Source organism: Riemerella anatipestifer ATCC 11845 = DSM 15868, from assembly GCF_000252855.1.
Lineage (GTDB): Bacteria > Bacteroidota > Bacteroidia > Flavobacteriales > Weeksellaceae > Riemerella > Riemerella anatipestifera.
This window is the reverse complement of record NC_017045.1, coordinates 1,395,351-1,413,430: the sequence shown is the minus strand read 5'-3', so window position 1 is coordinate 1,413,430 and position 18,080 is coordinate 1,395,351. Positions and strand designations below refer to the sequence as shown.

The following is an 18,080-nucleotide window of genomic DNA, read 5'->3' as shown; positions in this document are numbered from 1 at the left end:
TTGTTAATTTTTATTTGGTTATCTCGTAGCCCATATTCTCAACCGCCTTCTTGGCCACATTATGGTCTTGCTCTCCACCACCAGCTCCAGAAACCCCTAGACTCCCAATCAGCTCCCCATCTTTCCAAACGGGTACGCCTCCTCCTAAAAGTAGAAGCTCTGGCAGGGTATTTAAGTTTTGTGCCGTAGGATTACTGGCTGCCTTTTGCATCAATTCAAAACTAGGGGTTTTGGTGGAAAGCGAAGTGTAAGCCTTTCTCCTAGAGGCTTCGGTATTATGAGGTCCTACTTGGTCGCCTTTCAATAATAAAAGACTTACGCCCGAATTGTTTAGGACTGCTACGGATACCTTTTTACCTAATTTACGAGCTTCTATGTGGGCTTGCTTTGCCAGTTCTAAAGCTCCCTCTTGATTGAGCGAAGTCCCTTGTTCGGTATATTGTGCTAAAGAAAACTGAACCAACAATAAACCTACTAAAACCATTATACTTTTTTTCATAATCTGCAATATTGAAATAAGGATTAACTTTTCTAATGAGCTTCTGCTCTTTGTTTTAGTTCCCTCTATAAGTAGAATATCCGTAAGGGCTTAAGGTAATAGGTACATGATAGTGGCTGTTGTCCTTTAGCTCAAAAACAACTTCTACAAACGGATAAAAACTCTGCTGCCCTAACTTCTCAAAATACGGTGTAGTATGATAGGTAAGTTTGTATATCCCCTGATGGCTTACTCCTTTTTCTTCTTTTAGAAAATTCTTAATCCTCCCGTTTTCATCTGTTACCTTTTCATCTACCTTTACCCAAACACCATTTTTATTTTGTTTGGACAAGGTAATGCTTACTCCTGGAGCTGGTTTTCCTTGAGTAATGTCTAAAATATGACTAGACAACTGATACTTGGCTTCTTGTGCGAAAAGAATTCCTGTAAATAGGAATGCTAACCATAACGCTACTTTTTTCATAATGTAATGTTTTAATTTAATTTTTGTTTATTTAATTATCATCGTCTTTCCTATCCTAATTTCCCACAGAAATTAGCTTTAAATCTAGTAGTTTCTTCACTACTACTACCCCATCATAGTCTTCGGCAAAGCCCTCCGCTTTTTTGGTATCTTTTTCTAAAACCAAATTTGCCTTTACAGGAAAGTAAGGTGTCTTTTTATCCTTTACTATTGCTTCATATCTCTTCTGTAACTCGCCCGAAGGGTCTTCTATCCAATAGACTTTAGCCGAATTAAAAGGTCTGAAAGAACTCACCTCGTGCCCTATGATGAGGAAGCCCTCCACGGGAGTTGGGGTAAAGTGGTAATCATCGTTAGAAAGTTGTTCTAACTCATAAGTATGAGCATTAGCTCCTGTGTTTTTCTCCTTTTTATCGTTTAAAAGGACTAACTTACCTTCTTCCCTTTGATAATATTGAGTAGCCTTATCATTGTTAGAAGATAACGCATAAATCCCCGTGGAAGCATCTACGGTGTAGGAGCCTTCTTCAATAAAATATTCATTTTTACCTAAGTAATAGTCGGTTTTATCAAAGGTTTGGTCTGGAGCCAAAGTAATGGTGGTAAAAATACCCTCGCAATCGGCACAAGGTATTATGCCTTGATACATTTCATCTGGTGTAGAGATTATAGTATCTATGGCTTTCCCTTCGGCGGGGTGATTTTGAGCTGTTTTTTCGGATTTATTACAAGCCCCAAAAGACAATAGCCCCAAGGCTAAAATACCGTTTATGATGTACTTTCTCATTTTGATTTTTTAGGTCTAAGTTATCTTTTGTCTTCTATCCCAAATGCAATCCAGCATGTTTGTTCAAAATCTAGTTTAATCCGCTTTTTAGCTTCGCTATAAAGTTTGTCTAAGGCACTTATCTCTTTATTAAGGGCCTCTGTTTTAGATTTTAAATCTGCTTTGAGCTTCTCTTGTTCGGTATTCAGAACCTCTATTTTGTCTTTTAGAGTTTGCATCTGGCTGATGTAGTCGTCATCTAGCTTTTTAGGAAGGTCTGACTTGTTCTGTGTCATAGCATCTAGCATCAATTTTACTTTTGTGATGCGTTCTGCGTAAGATTTTGTTGCCATATCTTTATATTTTATAATTTGTTTCTCTATTTCTTCTTTATTTTTACGAAATCTATCTACCTTTTATTTTAGGACTGATGATTTATCAATAAACCTTCTTTCTTTTGCTTTAAGGAAGACCGCTTTTCTTTTCGGGAATATACCTTTTGAGGTTTCCTATCTTCCTTTTTTTTCTGGGCAGATGGGTTTCGTTCTATCCAACCTTGCTTTTCAAAAAGGGCTTGTACCTCTTTACCTTTTAGAAATTGATAGAACTCTAAGGCTTTAGGATTAGCCTCTCCGTAGGCTGTAAGAGCTATCCCACAATCTCTATAAGTGGTATATCTATCTTCCAAAGATACAAAATCAGCACTCCCGTTGTTATTTTTTTGCCAAATATTCCAAGAAACCCAGATATCTATGCTAGGGTCTTTCGCCCAAAAACTTTGAGCCTGTCCGCTATTTTCAGCAAATAGGACAATGTTTTTTCTAATCTTCCTTAGCACCTCTATATCTTGTGTTTTCCCCGCAATATCTTCCCATACTCCCGTAAGTCCTGCCCCATTAACCACCATTATTCTAAGTTTGGGTTTCATTAAATCTTTTAAAGTTTTAATGTTCTTAGGATTTCCTTTTCTTACGATAAGTCCAGATTTCCTTAAATAAAGGGGATAAACGGTCTGCTGCTGCACATTTCCTAACTCTGAAATGAACTGGGTCATCATAAACTCTGCTCCACTATAAATTAAATGGGCATTGTTTCGTGCCTTGTCTTTCCATTGCGAAAATGGACCTTTGGTTACCTTAATATTTAGGTTATTTCTTTTAGCAAAGATTTGTGCCGCCTCATTTATGGGTGCATAAGGACCGCCTGGACCATAAACATAAAGCGTATCCGCCTGTGCCATCACTCTGATACAAGTTGCTAGATAGATAAACAGAAGCCATTGTTTCATAAACTCATCGGTGTTATTTTCGTCCCTTTATACTAGGTGTTTCAATGGTTTGGGGAGCTTCCCTAAGGTTAGCTCCTCTACCCTACACTTCCTTCTAAACTAATTTCTAGGAGTTTTTGGGCTTCTATGGCAAACTCCATCGGAAGTTTGTTAAGTACCTCCTTGCTAAATCCGTTTACGATAAGGGCGATGGCCTTTTCGGTGTCTAAACCTCTTTGGTTACAGTAGAAAATCTGGTCTTCGCCTATTTTGCTGGTGGTAGCCTCGTGTTCTAGCTGTGCCGAAGGGTCTTTAATTTCAATATAAGGGAAGGTGTGAGCACCACATTCGTTCCCCATCAAAAGGGAGTCGCACTGGGAGAAATTTCTAGCTCCCTTTGCTGATGGCATTACTTTTACCAATCCTCTGTAAGAATTGTTGGATTTCCCTGCAGAAATTCCTTTAGAGATGATGGTAGATTTGGTATTCTTCCCGATGTGTATCATCTTCGTCCCTGTGTCTGCCCACTGATGATTGTTGGTTACGGCAATAGAATAAAATTCTCCGATAGAATTATCGCCCTTCAAAATGCAGCTAGGGTATTTCCAAGTTACCGCCGAGCCTGTTTCTACTTGCGTCCAAGAGATTTTAGCATTTTTCTCGCAAAGCCCTCTCTTAGTAACGAAGTTAAATACGCCTCCTTTACCACTTTCGTCCCCAGGATACCAGTTTTGAACGGTAGAATACTTGATTTCTGCACCTTCCATCGCGATAAGCTCTACCACCGCAGCGTGGAGCTGATTTTCATCTCTAGAAGGGGCGGTACAGCCTTCTAAATAAGACACATAACTTCCCTCATCTGCTACTACTAAAGTTCTTTCAAACTGCCCTGTTCCCGCTTGGTTGATACGGAAATAAGTGGAAAGTTCCATAGGACATTTTACGCCTTTAGGTATATAACAGAAAGAACCATCTGAAAATACCGCCGAGTTAAGTGCCGCATAGAAATTATCTCCTCTTGGCACTACTTTACCAATATACTTTTTAACTAAGTCAGGATACTCCTGTATCGCTTCTGATATAGAACAAAAGATAATGCCTTTCTCCTTTAAAGTTTCTTGGAAAGTGGTCTTTACCGATACAGAATCCATCACCACATCTACGGCAACACCTGTAAGCCTCTTCTGCTCATCTAAAGAGATGCCTAACTTCTCAAAAGTTTTTAATAACTCTGGGTCCACCTCATCTAAACTCGCTAATTCTGGTTTCTTTTTAGGAGCGGCATAATATTTTATGGCTTGGAAGTCTGGCTTTTCATACTTCACATTCGCCCAGTCTGGCTCTTCCATTTTTTGCCAAATACGGAAAGACTCCAGCCTCCATTCTGTCATCCATTCTGGTTCATTTTTCTTTGCCGAAATCTGACGAATAATATCTTCGTTAAGCCCCGTAGGAAAATCTTCGTATTCTATATCTGTATAAAATCCGGCTTCGTATTCTTTATTTTTAAGGTCTTCCCTTAAATCGTCTTCTGTATATTTCATTGTTCAAGGTTTAAAGTTTTAGGTTCAAGGTTCAAAATTCAAGGTTTAAGGTTTACTAAAACTCAAAGTTGAAACCCTTACTTTCTACTTATTTCTTTTCTACTTAAATTTAGTTCCTGACATTTCACTATTCTTTAAATATTTTATAAAAGCACTTATTTTCTTACTTAAAAGTAAGGTTTTATTTTTTAAATCTTCAAAGGTTTTATCATTAACAAAATTTCTATCTTTTAGTCTATATAGCTGCGAACGTACTTCTCCACAAGATGCCTTTGCTACAGATAAAAACTGTAGAAATTCTCTATTCCCGTTTCGTTCAAAGCCTTCTGCAATATTATCCATAATGGAACCCGATGCTCCGTCTATCTGATTAGCAAGTCTAAAGTTGTTCTTCAAAGGAGTTTCTTCTATAATTACAAATATATCTTGGCACAAGGCTCTAGATAACTGCCATATTTCTAAGTCTTCAAAAGTTTTGATGTTTGACATATCTTCTGGAACTATAATATCCTGCATATAATTTTACAACTTCCTTACTCCTTTGAATTCTTAAACCTTGAACCTTAAACCAATTATAGCGAAAAACTCTCTCCACAACCACAAGTTCTAGCAGCATTGGGATTGTTAAAAACAAATCCTTTTCCGTTAAGACCTCCAGAATATTCCAAAGTTGTCCCTGCTAAATAGAGAATTGATTTTTTGTCTATTACTATTTTAATTCCGTTGTCTTCAAAGATTTGGTCTGTACCTGTGGTCTGATTATCGAATTTCAACACATATTCTAACCCTGAACAGCCTCCACTCTTAACGCCTACCCTAATGAAATCTTCACTAGGATTAAACCCATCTTCTGCCATAAGCTGAACAGCTTTATCTTTAGCTTGGTCTGATACTTTTATCATTGTGTTTATTTAGAATGATTTTCGCCAACAAAAATACAAACTAATTTATGGACTGACAAAAATCATTTTTCATTTTTACCTATTACTTTGATTGATGTTTTCTTAAAATTCAGATTACTTAAAATAAAAAAACCTAACCCGCTTGTTATAAATAGCTAGGTTAGGCTCTGTTCTATTTTAAACTATTCCTTAATGAAGTTTAATCATTTAGCTTTAGTACCGCCATAAATGCCGATTGCGGAACTTCCACTCGTCCTATCTGTTTCATTTTCTTTTTACCTTCTTTTTGCTTCTCTAAGAGTTTTCTTTTTCTTGAAATATCTCCTCCGTAACATTTTGCTGTAACATCTTTTCTTAAGGCTTTTATGGTTTCTCTAGCAATAACTTTAGTCCCTAAGGCTGCTTGTACTGCTATATCAAACTGTTGTCTAGGAATAAGTTCTCTCAGCTTCTCACACATTTTTTTACCAATACCATAGGCATTATCTTGGTGTATGAGAGAAGACAATGCGTCTACCATATCCCCGTTGATAAGAATATCCATCTTAACCAATTTAGAAGCACGGAAACCTATTGGGTGATAATCAAAAGAAGCATAGCCTTTAGAAATGGATTTTAATCTGTCATAGAAATCAAAAACCACCTCTGCAAGAGGCATATTAAAGACAAGCTCTACTCTATCGGAAGTTAGATAACTTTGATTAACAATTTCTCCTCGTTTTTCTATACAAAGCGTCATCACCGCTCCTACGAAATCAGATTTGGTAATGATAGAGGCTTTAATATAAGGTTCTTCCACTCTATCCATTACCGTTGGGTCCATCATTTCCGAAGGATTATTGATAAGGATTGGCACTTCCGGTTCTTTCTTGCTATATCCGTGATAGGATACATTGGGAACCGTAGTGATAACATTCATATTGAACTCTCTATCTAACCTTTCCTGAACAATTTCCATATGGAGCATACCTAAGAATCCACATCTAAAACCAAATCCTAAAGCCGCTGAACTTTCTGGTTCAAAAACTAAAGAAGCATCATTTAACCTAAGTTTTTCTAAGGAGGTTCTTAGTTCTTCAAAATCCTCACTTTCCACTGGGTAAATCCCTGCAAAAACCATAGGTTTTACCTCTTCAAAACCTTCTATTGGAGCAGTAGCTGGGTTTTCTACACTTGTAATAGTATCTCCCACTTTAACCTCTCTGGCATCTTTAATCCCAGAAATAATGTAGCCTACATCTCCACACTTGATTTCTTGTTTTGGCTGTTGTTTCAGTTTTAGTGTCCCTACCTCATCTGCCTCGTAGGTTTTATCGGTAGCCATAAACTTAACTTTCTCGCCTTTTCTTATCTTGCCATTAACAACCTTAAAATAGGCTTCTATTCCTCTAAAAGGATTATAAACAGAATCAAAAATCAAGGCTTGTAACGGAGCGTCTGGCTCACCCTTCGGAGCTGGTATCCTTTCCACAATTTGCTCTAAAAGCTCGTGTACACCTTCTCCTGTTTTTCCTGAAACTCTTAAAACATCTTCGTACTCACACCCCAATAAGTTCATTATTTCATCTGTAACCTCTTCTGGGTTTGCGGACGGCAAGTCAATTTTGTTAAGTACAGGGATAATCTCCAAATCATTTTCTAATGCCAAATAAAGATTAGAAATTGTTTGTGCCTGAATGCTTTGTGCCGCATCTACAATCAGCAATGCCCCTTCACACGCTGCTATAGATCTAGATACTTCGTAGGAAAAATCCACATGCCCTGGGGTATCAATAAGGTTGAGAACATATTTTTCACCCTTATACTCATAGTCCATTTGTATGGCGTGAGATTTTATGGTAATTCCTCGCTCTTTTTCCAAATCCATATCGTCTAGGGTTTGGGCTTGGAGTTCTCTTTGTGTTACCGTATTGGTATATTCTAAAAGCCTATCTGCCAAAGTAGATTTACCGTGGTCTATATGGGCTATAATGCAAAAGTTTCTTATATTCTTCATGAAAACGAATTCGTAGTCTGCAAAGATATTGATTTATATCAATTTTCTCAAAAAAAGTGGTTATACTATCGCAGCCAAACTATATTTCAATTTTATCACCGCTATACTTAGGCTCTACGCCTAATAGTAAATCATAAAAAACTTTTACTCTTGCAAAATATTCTCTGACTTGGGTTTTAAGCCCTGCATAGGCATTTACATCTTGAGCATTGTATCCATACGCTTCTAAGCCATTTTTCCTAGCCAAATAAACCGCTCGTTCATTATGAAATTTTTGTGAAATGATAATGAATGTCTTTTGACCAAAAATATCTTCTGCTCTTATTACGGAATCTAACGTTCTAAACCCTGCAAAGTCTTGGTAAATATGATTTTCGGGAATGCCGTGAGCCATTAAATCTAGCTTCATATCCTCAGTTTCGTTGTAGTCTTTACGAGAATTGTCTCCACTTACAATAAAATACTGCACTTTGCCATTTTTATAAAGCTCCGCAGCCGCATCTATTCTGTATTTAAAGTAACAGTTAGGAATACCGTTTTGGAGATATTTACTCGTTCCCAAAACAAGTCCAACTTTTTTAGTTGGTACCTCAGAAATATTGCTGAAGATATAGCTTTCGGACTGGCTTTTAATGATATAATTACACCACAATATTACCGTTACGACACTAAAGATGGATAAAACACATGTAACCAGTAGAGCTTTCCCTAGTTTTTTCATCTACTTAAAACTCTAATCCGTTAGGAAAGGCTTTTCTTCTGAACAAAAATAATATACTCACGCCGACTGTAATAGCGGCGTCTGCCACATTGAAGATATATTTAAAAAACTGTATTCTAGTGCCTCCAATTATAGGGTAATGCTCTGGCACATACCAATCAATCATATCAAAATGAAACATATCTACCACACAACCTTTCATAAAATGAGAATAACCTTGCTCAAAAGCAGTGATATGAGAAACCCCATCGTAACCTATCCATCGCCCTATACTGTCATCAAACACCGTTCCTGTATCAAAGATAAGCCCATAAAACATACCATCTATTAAGTTCCCTATCGCTCCTGCAAATATCATTGCCATAGGTATAAGTCTGTAATTAGACGCTCCTTCTTTTAGCCATTTCCTAAAGATATGAACCATCACTCCAATAAGAACCACTCTAGTAATTACTAAAAAGTATTTACCAATAAGTCCTCCGAACTGTAAACCATAAGCCATACCTGGGTTTTCCACAAAGGTCAATCTAAAACCTGGCAAAACCCTCACAGATTCGTTGAGTTCAAAATTAGTTTTAATATAGATTTTAGAGAGTTGGTCTAAAAGCAATACCAAAATAGTTACGAATGCTATCTTCTTCATGTATATGTTTTATTTTAATGAAAAACGCCGTGTATCACAAAAAATATTTCTTGTGACACACAGCTAATATTTAACTTTTCTGCAATTATCGTTGCATATTTTTAGCCTCAATGCTTAAAGTAGCGTGAGGCACAGCTTTCAGTCTTTCCTTACCAATAAGGTTACCTGTAACTCTACAAATTCCGTAGGTTTTGTTTTCTATCCTGATAAGAGCATTCTTTAAGTCTCGGATAAATTTCTCCTGTCTTACGGCAAGAATAGCATTTTGCTCCTTGCTTAGAGTTTCTGCTCCTTCTTCAAAAGCCTTAAATGTAGGCGAGGTATCATCTGTGCCATTATTTTGGTCGTTGATAAAGTTTTGTCTAATCAACGCCAAATCTTTCTCTGCCTTTTCTATTTTGCCTTCTATAAGTTCTTTAAACTCTTTCAAATCGGCATCACTATATCTTTGTCTTTCTTGTTCCATAATTATCAAAACATGATGTAAGTATTCTAATTTCTTTCAATATTTACAGTAAACTTCACTTCGTCTATTTCTAGTTCATCACCTGTGTTTAATATTTCTAAAACTTCTATTTTTTCGGAAAGCACTTCCGAAGCGATGTACTGCTCGTTGTTCAAAATTTCTTGCAAATATGGACAATCTTGTGTTAACTGTATCTTAATTTTATCTGTGAGTTCAAACTCTTTTTCTTTTCTAAGGTTCTGAATACGATTGATAAACTCCCTAGCTACACCTTCGGACCTAAGCTCGTCGGTTATCGTTAAATCTAACGCTACTGTGATTTTACCTTCGCTAGCTACCGTCCAACCTGGAATATCTTTAGTCGATATTTCCACATCTTCTAGGCAAATCTCATAAGCTCCAACCATTACCTTACCTTCCTTCTCCAAAGTGGAAATTTGAGCATTATCAAACGCTGAAATCTCTTGGGCTACCGTCTTCATATCTTTACCCAATTTAGGACCTAAAGTCTTAAAGTTAGGCTTTATTTGTTTTACGATAAGTCCCTCTGCCTCTTTATCATTGATGATTTGCAGCTCTTTTACATTCACCTCTTGTTTAATTAAGTCCGAAACAGCCACAATCTGCTCTTCCGTTTTCTTATCTAGAACAGGCACCATTACTTTCTGCAATGGCTGTCTCACCTTGATATTTTCTTTCTTTCTTAGTGAAAATACCATAGAGGTAATCTGTTGTGCTAAGTGTGTTTTTTCTACTAAATTGATGTCTATCGCACCTTCATTAGCTACAGGGAAATCCGTAAGATGCACGCTTTCTGCCGTATCTCTTTGGGTCACTTTATTCAAGTCTTGATAAAGCCTATCCATAAAGAATGGAGCGATTGGTGCTGATATTTTCGCCACTGTTTCTAAACAAGTGTAAAGCGTTTGATAAGCCGAAATTTTATCTTCGGTATAATCTCCTTTCCAGAAACGACGGCGACAAAGCCTTACATACCAGTTACTCAAATTATCATTAACAAAGGTATTGATGGCTCTAGCGACTTTGGTTGGCTCGTAATCGTTATAGAACTCGGTAACTTCTTTTACCAATATATTAAGTTCTGAAAGAATCCAACGGTCTATCTCTGGTCTGTTTTCCACCTCTTTCTCGGCATATTTAAAGCCATCTACATTGGCGTAAAGTGCAAAGAATGAATAAGTATTGTAAAGTGTTCCGAAGAACTTTCTTCTCACCTCATCTACACCATCAATATCAAATTTAAGGTTTTCCCAAGGGTTTGCATTGGAAATCATATACCATCTGGTGGCGTCTGGACCGTACTTCGCTAAAGTATCAAATGGGTCTACCGCATTGCCCAATCGTTTAGACATTTTTTGTCCGTTTTTGTCTAGCACAAGACCATTGGACACCACATTTTTGTACGCCACAGAGTCAAAAACACTGGTTGCAATGGCGTGTAGCGTGTAGAACCAACCACGAGTTTGGTCTACTCCTTCCGCGATAAAGTCCGCTGGGAACGCCTTGTTCTGCTCTATGAATTCCTTATTTTCAAAAGGATAATGTAGCTGTGCATAAGGCATCGCTCCAGAATCAAACCAAACATCTATCAAGTCGGATTCTCTTCTCATCGGTTTACCCGTTTCGGACACTAGCACCACCTCGTCCACAATATTTTTGTGTAAATCTATCTTAGCATAGTTTTCCTCGCTCATATTCCCTATTTCAAAATCTTTGAAAGGGTTTTCCGCCATCACTCCTGCTGCTACGGACTTGTTGATTTCATTTACCAACTCTTCTACCGAACCTATGATTTTCTCTTCCTTTAGGTCTTCCGTTCTCCATATCGGCAACGGAATTCCCCAATATCTGGAACGAGAGAGGTTCCAATCGTTTACATTTTCTAGCCAGTTAGCAAAACGCCCTTCTCCAGTAGCCTTCGGCTTCCAGTTGATTTCTTTATTTAGTTCTACTAGACGCTCCTTAACCGAAGTCATCTTAACAAACCAAGAGTCTAGTGGATAGTACAATACAGGCTTATCTGTTCTCCAACAATGAGGATAAGAGTGGAGGTATTTCTCTACCTTAAATGCTTTATTTTCCGTTTTAAGGAGGATTGCCATTTCTACGTCCCAAGATTTCTCTGGGGCAGCGCCATTATCATAGTATTCATTTTTGATGTATTTACCACTAAATAGCTCTGGCACCGCCTCTCCTTTAACAAATTTCCCTTGTAAATCTACTAAAGGCACTAGATTATCATTTTCATCTTTGATGAGCATTGGAGGTATTCCGTTTTCTTTTGCGACACGGGCGTCATCAGCACCAAAGGTAGGTGCAATATGTACTATCCCTGTCCCGTCCTCTGTGGTTACAAAATCTCCTACAATCACACGGAAGGCTTGGTCTGGATTTTCGTATGGTAAAAACCACGGCACCAACTGTTCGTATTGCGTTCCTGCTAAATCTGCACCCGAAAAATGCCCTAACACTTGATAAGGGATTTGCTTATCTTCGGATTGATATTTAGCCAAATCTTCATCTGTGGCTTCAAAATATTTTTTACCAAAGTTTTTCTCAAGAAGTACCTTTGCAAGAACGATTTGGATTGGTTCAAAGGTGTATTGATTAAAGGTTTTCACCAAGACATATTCTACCTCTTTACCCACTGCCAAAGCCGTGTTAGACGGAAGCGTCCAAGGCGTTGTCGTCCAAGCAAGAATGTGGATATCCCCACTTTGCTGACCTATCTTAGAAGCCACACTATCCGAAAGCTGTTTTACTTTGAATTGAGCCACAATGGTGGTATCGCTTACATCGCGGTAAGTCCCTGGCTGATTAAGCTCGTGAGAAGAAAGCCCTGTACCCGCCTTAGGGGAATATGGCTGAATGGTATAACCCTTATAAAGCAAATTTTTGGTGTAAAGCTGTTTTAAAAGCCACCAAACCGTCTCCATATATTTAGGCTTATAGGTAATGTAAGGGTCTTCTAAATCCACCCAATAGCCTATCTTTTCAGTTAGGTCGTTCCAGACATCGGTGTACTTCATTACGGCATTTCGGCACGCCTGATTGTAGTCTTCCACCGAAATTTTCTTACCTATATCTTCTTTAGTAATGCCTAACTCTTTCTCTACCCCCAGCTCTACTGGCAGTCCGTGAGTATCCCAACCCGCTTTACGAAATACTTGTTTCCCTCTTTGAGTTTGGTATCTACAGAAAATGTCTTTTAAGGCTCTCGCCATTACGTGGTGAATTCCTGGCATACCGTTAGCAGAAGGTGGTCCTTCGTAGAAGACGAACTCTGGTTTGCCTTTTCTAATCTCCACCGACTTCTGAAATGTATTATCCTTTTTCCAAAAATCAGCTATTTGTGCTGATATATCCGTAAGATTAAGCCCTTTGTATTCTGTAAATTTACTCATCTTGATAAAAAATTTGCTTTTTCTAAAAATAGTTTGCTAAAATACAAAAAAATACCGATAATAAAACCTATACAAGACCTGCTGTCTCTCATTATTTATAAAAAAGTTACTACCGATTGAAAAACATCCTAACACTCTAGTAAAACACTTAGACGAATTCAAATTCAATTTCCTCCTATTTTCAATCTGAGGAAGATAAAATAAAAAAGCCGAAAGTCTGAACAACTCTCGGCTTTTGCAAACTAAAATCTTATCTACAAAGCTTGGTATTTTTCTAACGCGTCTTTAAGCAATTCTGCACTTCTTTCTAAATCTTCTTCTTTGAGAACATAAGCTATTCTCACTTGTTTTTTACCTAACTCTGGGTTAGAATAAAACCCTCCTGCTGGAGCCACCATAATAGTTTCGTTGTTATGAGAGTAAGACTCCAATAGCCATTGTGCAAACTTATCGGCATCGTCTATAGGCAGCTCTGCCATACAATAAAATGCTCCTTTTGGCATCGGGCAATTAACTCCTGGTATCTCGTTAAGTAATTGTACTAAAAGGTTTCTTCTTTTAGTGTATTCTTCTCTCACACTTTGGATATAAGCGGTATCGTTTTGGTGAGCCTTCGCTGCAATAATCTGTCCTAGCAATACAGGGCTTAACCTTGCTTGAGCAAATTTCATAGCGGCGTCTTTAATCACTTTAGAACGGGTAACCATAAAGCCAATCCTTACCCCACACATAGAGTATCTTTTAGACTCGGAGTCTATGATGATACAGTTTTCTGCTAGTTCAGGAAACTCCAACATCGAAGTCTGTTTCTCTCCATCGTAAACATATTCACGGTACACCTCATCGGAAATAACTACAATGTCGTGTTTAAGGGCAATTTCGGCTAATCGTTTCAACTCTTCTTTGGTATAAAGATAGCCTGTTGGGTTGCCTGGGTTACAAATAAGTATCGCTCTAGTTTTATTGGTGATTTTTTTCTCAAATTCTTCTATGCTTGGTAATGCAAAACCTGTCTCTATGGAAGACGGCACCGCTACTACTTTAGCATTGATGTGGTTAGAAAAACCGTTATAATTGGCATAATAAGGCTCTGGAATGATGATTTCATCACCCTCATCACACAAAGTAGAAAGTGCGAAGTTCAACGCCTCAGAACCACCATTGGTAACGATGAAGTTATCTGCTGTTAAGTCCGTAAACCCCAAACTATGGTAATAGTTTTCTAAAGCCTTTCTATACTCTAAGTTCCCTTCTGAAAGCGAATACTCTAGCACCTTTAAGTCAATCTTTTGCAGTTCTGCTAGTGCTGTTTCTGGCGTTTCTATATCGGGCTGACCTATATTAAGGTGATAGACTTTAGTTCCTCTTTGTTTTGCTGCTAGAGCGTAAGGTACTAATTTTCGGATAGGGGAAGCAGGCATATTGGCTGCTCTGTTTGATATTTTTGGCATTGCTAAATTATTTATTTGCTACAAAAGTAAGCATTTACTTATGATTTATAAAATAGGAAGAGTGGAGTTTTCATACCTCGCTAACCATCTTTATTATAAGCTATTGCACAAATAATCAATTTTATTTAACTTCGGCAACAAAACTTAAAACTAATATAAATCACCGTGAAAAGACTCATCATTACAATATCGTTTATCAGTTTTGGCGTGGCTAAAGCTCAACAACAAAAACAGGACAGTATAGAAAAAGAAATCCAAGCTGTAGAACTCAAAGCTCAAAAAAAACTTATAGAGAGGAAGGTAGATAGATTGGTTTTTAATGTAGAAAACGCCGTTTCTGTAGTGGGAGGTGATGCTTTGGACGCACTGAAAGCTACTCCTAGTGTAAGAATACAAGGAAACAATATACAACTTGTAGGTAAAAGCAGCGTTAGAGTGATGATAAATGATAAGATAACTCAACTCTCTGGAGAGGCTCTACAAGATTATCTAAAGTCTATACCTTCTGCCAATATCTTAAAGATAGAAGTTATTACCAACCCACCGTCAAAATATGAAGCCGAAGGAAATAGTGGACTTATTAACATACAACTCAAACGCTCTAAACAAAATAACTGGAGTGCTACACTACGCTCTAGCTACCTACAAGCCACTTACGAAAGATTAGTACACGGTGCTAATTTCAATTATAAAAAAGATAAGTTTTCTGCCCTAGTAGATGTTAATTATAGCTACGGAAGAAACCTCTATACTAACGATATATTCTACGATTATCCCGATTACCAATGGAACAATAAACTCTTTAATCGTAACCACAGAAAAAACTGGGGTACTTTGTTAAATTTAGAGTACGCCTTTACAGATAAAAGCAGTCTAGGGTTGCAATTTATGGGCTCTTTTACAGATAGATACTCCGATGAATTTGCAGATAATTTTGCGAGAAGGTACAACGACCATTCTTTAATTCATTACTACAAAACGGAAGGGTTATCTCAAGGAACGCCTAACAACATCTCTCTAAACCTTAATTATGTTCAGAAACTAGGCGATGATGGTAAAAAGCTGTCTGTAGATGCAGATTATTTTGATATGGCTAATCCTGAGGCTAATCATTTTACCTCTTTGTTACAAGATTTTATCCCTGCAACTACAGAAACACAATATTCTCAAAACAACTCTCATCAAAATGTAAAGAACTATTCCATCAAGGCTGATTTTGAAATGCCTTTATCTTGGGCTAATTTGTCCTTTGGAGGTAGAGCCGCTTCTACTAAAACTAAAAACATAGTAGATATAAATTTCTTTAATCAAGACAACAACAATTTAATTCTTTCTCAAAAAGACCACTTTGAATACACCGAAAATATACAGGCGCTATACTTTAGTGCTTCTAAATCTTTCGGAGAAAAATGGGAAACCAAAGTTGGACTTCGTGGAGAAGCCACCCAAACCAATGCTAACTCTATTTCTACTAACGAAATTACCCAAAGAAATTACGCCAAACTGTTCCCAACCCTCTACATTATGTATAAGCCTAACGAAAACCACTCTTTCTCTGCCAATTATGGTAGGCGTATTGGGCGACCTTCTTGGGGCGCATTAAATCCAGCTAGATGGTACGATAGCCCAAAATCTTATACCACAGGAAATCCATTTTTACAACCCATCTTTATAAACAATGTAGAATTTAATTACGCTTATAAAAGTCTGCTCAACTTCCAACTATCTTACGGAAAATATATAGATAATACTGCCCAAATCTCTAGACACAATGTTGCAGAGAACATTACCATTATGAGGTTTGAGAACTTTTCTAATAATACTTCTTTTGGGGCATCTATTGGAGTTAATTACAAACCGTTTAGTTGGTGGGAAGCCTCAGCAGAAATAGATGTTGCTTACGCCGAAGTTCGTCCCTATATAGATGTTTATTCCAATAGATACTCTTCGTGGTTTGGCTATACAGCCTCTAAAAATACCTTTACACTCAATTCCAAAAAAACACTATTTGCAAGTGTAAATTATGACTATAATTTTCCAGCAAAAGGAGTTAATGATATAACCGAATATTCTTCACTAGACATTGGCTTTAAGTATTTATTATTAAACAAAAACCTGATTTTAGGACTTCATTTTAATGATATATTCCGAAGCTCCCAACCTATTTATAAAGAAATTTCTCAAGGCATACTACAATCTTTTTCGCAATACAATGACTCTCAATATGTGAGATTTTCTCTCAACTATAAGTTTGGTAACAATAAAATATCGGTAAGCTCCCGTGCTTCTGGAAACCAAGAAGAAAAAAACAGAGCCAACTAAATCAAAAAAAACTTAATGGGGTAAATTACTTAACTTTACCCCATTATTTTTGATATAAATTAAATGAATATACACCTCATCACTCAACCTTTTTTAGACCAATTCCCTGGTGATTTTTCTGGTGATACCATGCAAAGACAAACACCAAAAATGCTTTTTGCTACGGTAGAACCTGCCTTATTTACCAATTACAAGACTATTACCTTCAATCAAGAGCTTTCTAACGACATAGGATTAGGTTCTTTTGAACCCGAAGACGAGGCTTTTTTAGCTGCCCAAGATTTACCCAAAAATATCAGGACCTATGCTACTGCTTACGCTGGGCATCAGTTTGGGCAATGGGCAGGACAACTAGGAGATGGCAGGGCAATATTGGCTGGAGAGATACAAAACACTAGCGGAGAAACCACCGAAATCCAATGGAAAGGTGCAGGAGCAACGCCCTACTCTAGATTTGCAGATGGGAGAGCCGTGCTTCGTTCCTCTGTGAGAGAATATCTTATGAGCGAAGCAATGCATCATCTAGGTGTACCTACCACTAGAGCCCTCTCTCTCGCTGAAACAGGAGAAATGGTAACAAGAGATATACTCTACAATGGCAATCCTAAACAAGAAAAAGGAGCGGTAGTTATACGCACAGCACCCTCATTTATAAGGTTTGGACACTTTCAGCTATTGGCAGCCCAAAACGAAATAGACACTCTGAAAAATCTAGCCGACTTCTGTATTCAACGCTATTTCCGTGAAATAAAAACAGATGAATCTCAACCTTATCATCAGTTTTTCAAAAAAATTGCTGAAACAACCGCCAACCTTATGGTAGAATGGCAAAGAGTAGGCTTTACCCACGGTGTGATGAATACCGATAATATGAGTATCCTCGGGCTTAGTATAGACTACGGACCATTCTCTATGCTAGATGAATACGATTTGAACTTCACTCCCAATACTACCGATTTACCCGGTAGGCGTTATGCTTTTGGAAGACAAGCCGAAATGGCACAATGGAATCTTTGGCAACTAGGCAATGCTTTATTTCCTCTGATAAACGATGTGGATTTTATTGAGCAAACTTTAGAAGATTTTGGCACTGATTTTTGGAATCAATACGACCAAATGATGTGTTCTAAAATGGGATTGGATACTTTTATGAAAGATACCGATGTTGATTTCTTTACAGATTGGCAAAATCTAATGACTTCGCTAAAACTAGACTATACCTTATTTTTTAATGCATTGGAGAAAGATGTTCATCTAATCAACTGGCAGGATATTTCTTATCAATCTCTCCATACAGAAGACCTACAACGCCTCAATCAATGGATAAATTCCTACCAAAACCGATTAGCTTTAAACAAAATCTCCCCCAACGAAAGACTTGCTCTAATGAGTCAAAACAACCCAAAATTCACCCTTAGAAACTACCTTCTACACGAGTGTATAAAGGAACTTAATAAAGGGAACATCAGCTACTTTAACCAACTCCTTAGCGCTCTTAAAAAACCTTACCAAGAAACATTCCCAGAATGGAGCGTTAAAAGACCAAAAAAATACGATGAGGTGGTGGGTTGCTCTACTTTGTCTTGTAGTTCTTAACAATTAAAGTATTTTTGCG

16 protein-coding genes are annotated in these 18,080 nt (G+C 37.5%); 2 read left to right on the top strand and 14 right to left on the bottom strand.

Annotated features, from left to right (window positions below; all coding sequences use genetic code 11):
- Positions 1–10: 10 nt before the first annotated feature.
- The 14 genes from RA0C_RS06720 to RA0C_RS06655 all read right to left on the bottom strand — a co-directional run bounded on the left by RA0C_RS06720 (position 11) and on the right by RA0C_RS06655 (position 14,143).
- On the bottom strand, positions 11–499 hold the full coding sequence (locus RA0C_RS06720; protein WP_014615085.1) for a GlcG/HbpS family heme-binding protein: 489 nt from the start codon (positions 497–499) through the stop codon (positions 11–13).
- 55 nt (positions 500–554) lie between these two features.
- Entirely contained in the window at positions 555–962 is a 408-nt protein-coding gene (gene uraH / locus RA0C_RS06715; RefSeq protein ID WP_013447000.1) for a hydroxyisourate hydrolase, read from the bottom strand.
- A gap of 55 nt (positions 963–1,017) precedes the next feature.
- Complete coding sequence (locus RA0C_RS06710; RefSeq protein ID WP_013446999.1) at positions 1,018–1,749, bottom strand: copper resistance protein NlpE; 732 nt, start codon at positions 1,747–1,749, stop codon at positions 1,018–1,020.
- Between the two features lie 20 nt (positions 1,750–1,769).
- Complete coding sequence (locus tag RA0C_RS06705) at positions 1,770–2,081, bottom strand: hypothetical protein (protein ID WP_013446998.1); 312 nt, start codon at positions 2,079–2,081, stop codon at positions 1,770–1,772.
- 68 nt (positions 2,082–2,149) lie between these two features.
- Positions 2,150–3,016 carry a substrate-binding domain-containing protein gene (locus RA0C_RS06700; RefSeq protein WP_013446997.1) on the bottom strand — a complete coding sequence of 289 codons (867 nt, stop codon included), beginning with the start codon at positions 3,014–3,016 and terminating at the stop codon, positions 2,150–2,152.
- A 77-nt stretch (positions 3,017–3,093) separates the two neighbouring features.
- Positions 3,094–4,539, bottom strand: coding sequence for a Fe-S cluster assembly protein SufB (gene sufB, locus RA0C_RS06695; protein ID WP_013446996.1), 1,446 nt, complete (start codon positions 4,537–4,539; stop codon positions 3,094–3,096).
- 99 nt (positions 4,540–4,638) lie between these two features.
- Entirely contained in the window at positions 4,639–5,055 is a 417-nt protein-coding gene (locus RA0C_RS06690; protein ID WP_004920519.1) for a four helix bundle protein, read from the bottom strand.
- Positions 5,056–5,111: 56 nt separating this feature from the next.
- Positions 5,112–5,441 (bottom strand): HesB/IscA family protein, encoded by a 330-nt coding sequence (locus RA0C_RS06685; protein ID WP_004920516.1) that lies wholly within the window; start codon positions 5,439–5,441, stop codon positions 5,112–5,114.
- Between the two features lie 199 nt (positions 5,442–5,640).
- Complete coding sequence (lepA, locus tag RA0C_RS06680) at positions 5,641–7,437, bottom strand: translation elongation factor 4 (RefSeq protein ID WP_004920511.1); 1,797 nt, start codon at positions 7,435–7,437, stop codon at positions 5,641–5,643.
- Positions 7,438–7,516: 79 nt separating this feature from the next.
- Entirely contained in the window at positions 7,517–8,158 is a 642-nt protein-coding gene (locus RA0C_RS06675; RefSeq protein WP_004920509.1) for a SanA/YdcF family protein, read from the bottom strand.
- A 4-nt stretch (positions 8,159–8,162) separates the two neighbouring features.
- Positions 8,163–8,801, bottom strand: a complete 639-nt coding sequence (locus RA0C_RS06670) for a lipoprotein signal peptidase (protein ID WP_004920506.1) — start codon at positions 8,799–8,801, stop codon at positions 8,163–8,165.
- Between the two features lie 85 nt (positions 8,802–8,886).
- A complete protein-coding gene (locus RA0C_RS06665) occupies positions 8,887–9,267 on the bottom strand; it encodes a TraR/DksA family transcriptional regulator (RefSeq protein ID WP_004920503.1) in 381 nt (126 codons plus the stop codon).
- Positions 9,268–9,293: 26 nt separating this feature from the next.
- Entirely contained in the window at positions 9,294–12,692 is a 3,399-nt protein-coding gene (gene ileS / locus RA0C_RS06660) for an isoleucine--tRNA ligase (protein ID WP_013446995.1), read from the bottom strand.
- A 254-nt stretch (positions 12,693–12,946) separates the two neighbouring features.
- The gene (locus RA0C_RS06655) at positions 12,947–14,143 is read right to left on the bottom strand and encodes a pyridoxal phosphate-dependent aminotransferase (RefSeq protein ID WP_004920496.1); all 1,197 of its coding nucleotides are present in this window, start codon (positions 14,141–14,143) and stop codon (positions 12,947–12,949) included.
- A gap of 165 nt (positions 14,144–14,308) precedes the next feature.
- On the opposite strand from RA0C_RS06655, the gene RA0C_RS06650 reads away from it, so the two are divergent.
- Entirely contained in the window at positions 14,309–16,465 is a 2,157-nt protein-coding gene (locus tag RA0C_RS06650; RefSeq protein WP_013446994.1) for an outer membrane beta-barrel family protein, read from the top strand.
- Positions 16,466–16,528: 63 nt separating this feature from the next.
- Positions 16,529–18,061, top strand: coding sequence for a protein adenylyltransferase SelO (locus RA0C_RS06645; RefSeq protein ID WP_013446993.1), 1,533 nt, complete (start codon positions 16,529–16,531; stop codon positions 18,059–18,061).
- Positions 18,062–18,080: the final 19 nt, after the last annotated feature.

Bases quoted from the DNA above. Each gene is read 5' to 3' on its own strand.
- RA0C_RS06720 (WP_014615085.1), bottom strand. From the start codon at position 499: ATGAAAAAAAGTATAATGGTTTTAGTAGGTTTATTGTTGGTTCAGTTT.
- uraH (WP_013447000.1), bottom strand. From the start codon at position 962: ATGAAAAAAGTAGCGTTATGGTTAGCATTCCTATTTACAGGAATTCTT.
- RA0C_RS06710 (WP_013446999.1), bottom strand. From the start codon at position 1,749: ATGAGAAAGTACATCATAAACGGTATTTTAGCCTTGGGGCTATTGTCT.
- RA0C_RS06705 (WP_013446998.1), bottom strand. From the start codon at position 2,081: ATGGCAACAAAATCTTACGCAGAACGCATCACAAAAGTAAAATTGATG.
- RA0C_RS06700 (WP_013446997.1), bottom strand. From the start codon at position 3,016: ATGAAACAATGGCTTCTGTTTATCTATCTAGCAACTTGTATCAGAGTG.
- sufB (WP_013446996.1), bottom strand. From the start codon at position 4,539: ATGAAATATACAGAAGACGATTTAAGGGAAGACCTTAAAAATAAAGAA.
- RA0C_RS06690 (WP_004920519.1), bottom strand. From the start codon at position 5,055: ATGCAGGATATTATAGTTCCAGAAGATATGTCAAACATCAAAACTTTT.
- RA0C_RS06685 (WP_004920516.1), bottom strand. From the start codon at position 5,441: ATGATAAAAGTATCAGACCAAGCTAAAGATAAAGCTGTTCAGCTTATG.
- lepA (WP_004920511.1), bottom strand. From the start codon at position 7,437: ATGAAGAATATAAGAAACTTTTGCATTATAGCCCATATAGACCACGGT.
- RA0C_RS06675 (WP_004920509.1), bottom strand. From the start codon at position 8,158: ATGAAAAAACTAGGGAAAGCTCTACTGGTTACATGTGTTTTATCCATC.
- RA0C_RS06670 (WP_004920506.1), bottom strand. From the start codon at position 8,801: ATGAAGAAGATAGCATTCGTAACTATTTTGGTATTGCTTTTAGACCAA.
- RA0C_RS06665 (WP_004920503.1), bottom strand. From the start codon at position 9,267: ATGGAACAAGAAAGACAAAGATATAGTGATGCCGATTTGAAAGAGTTT.
- ileS (WP_013446995.1), bottom strand. From the start codon at position 12,692: ATGAGTAAATTTACAGAATACAAAGGGCTTAATCTTACGGATATATCA.
- RA0C_RS06655 (WP_004920496.1), bottom strand. From the start codon at position 14,143: ATGCCAAAAATATCAAACAGAGCAGCCAATATGCCTGCTTCCCCTATC.
- RA0C_RS06645 (WP_013446993.1), top strand. From the start codon at position 16,529: ATGAATATACACCTCATCACTCAACCTTTTTTAGACCAATTCCCTGGT.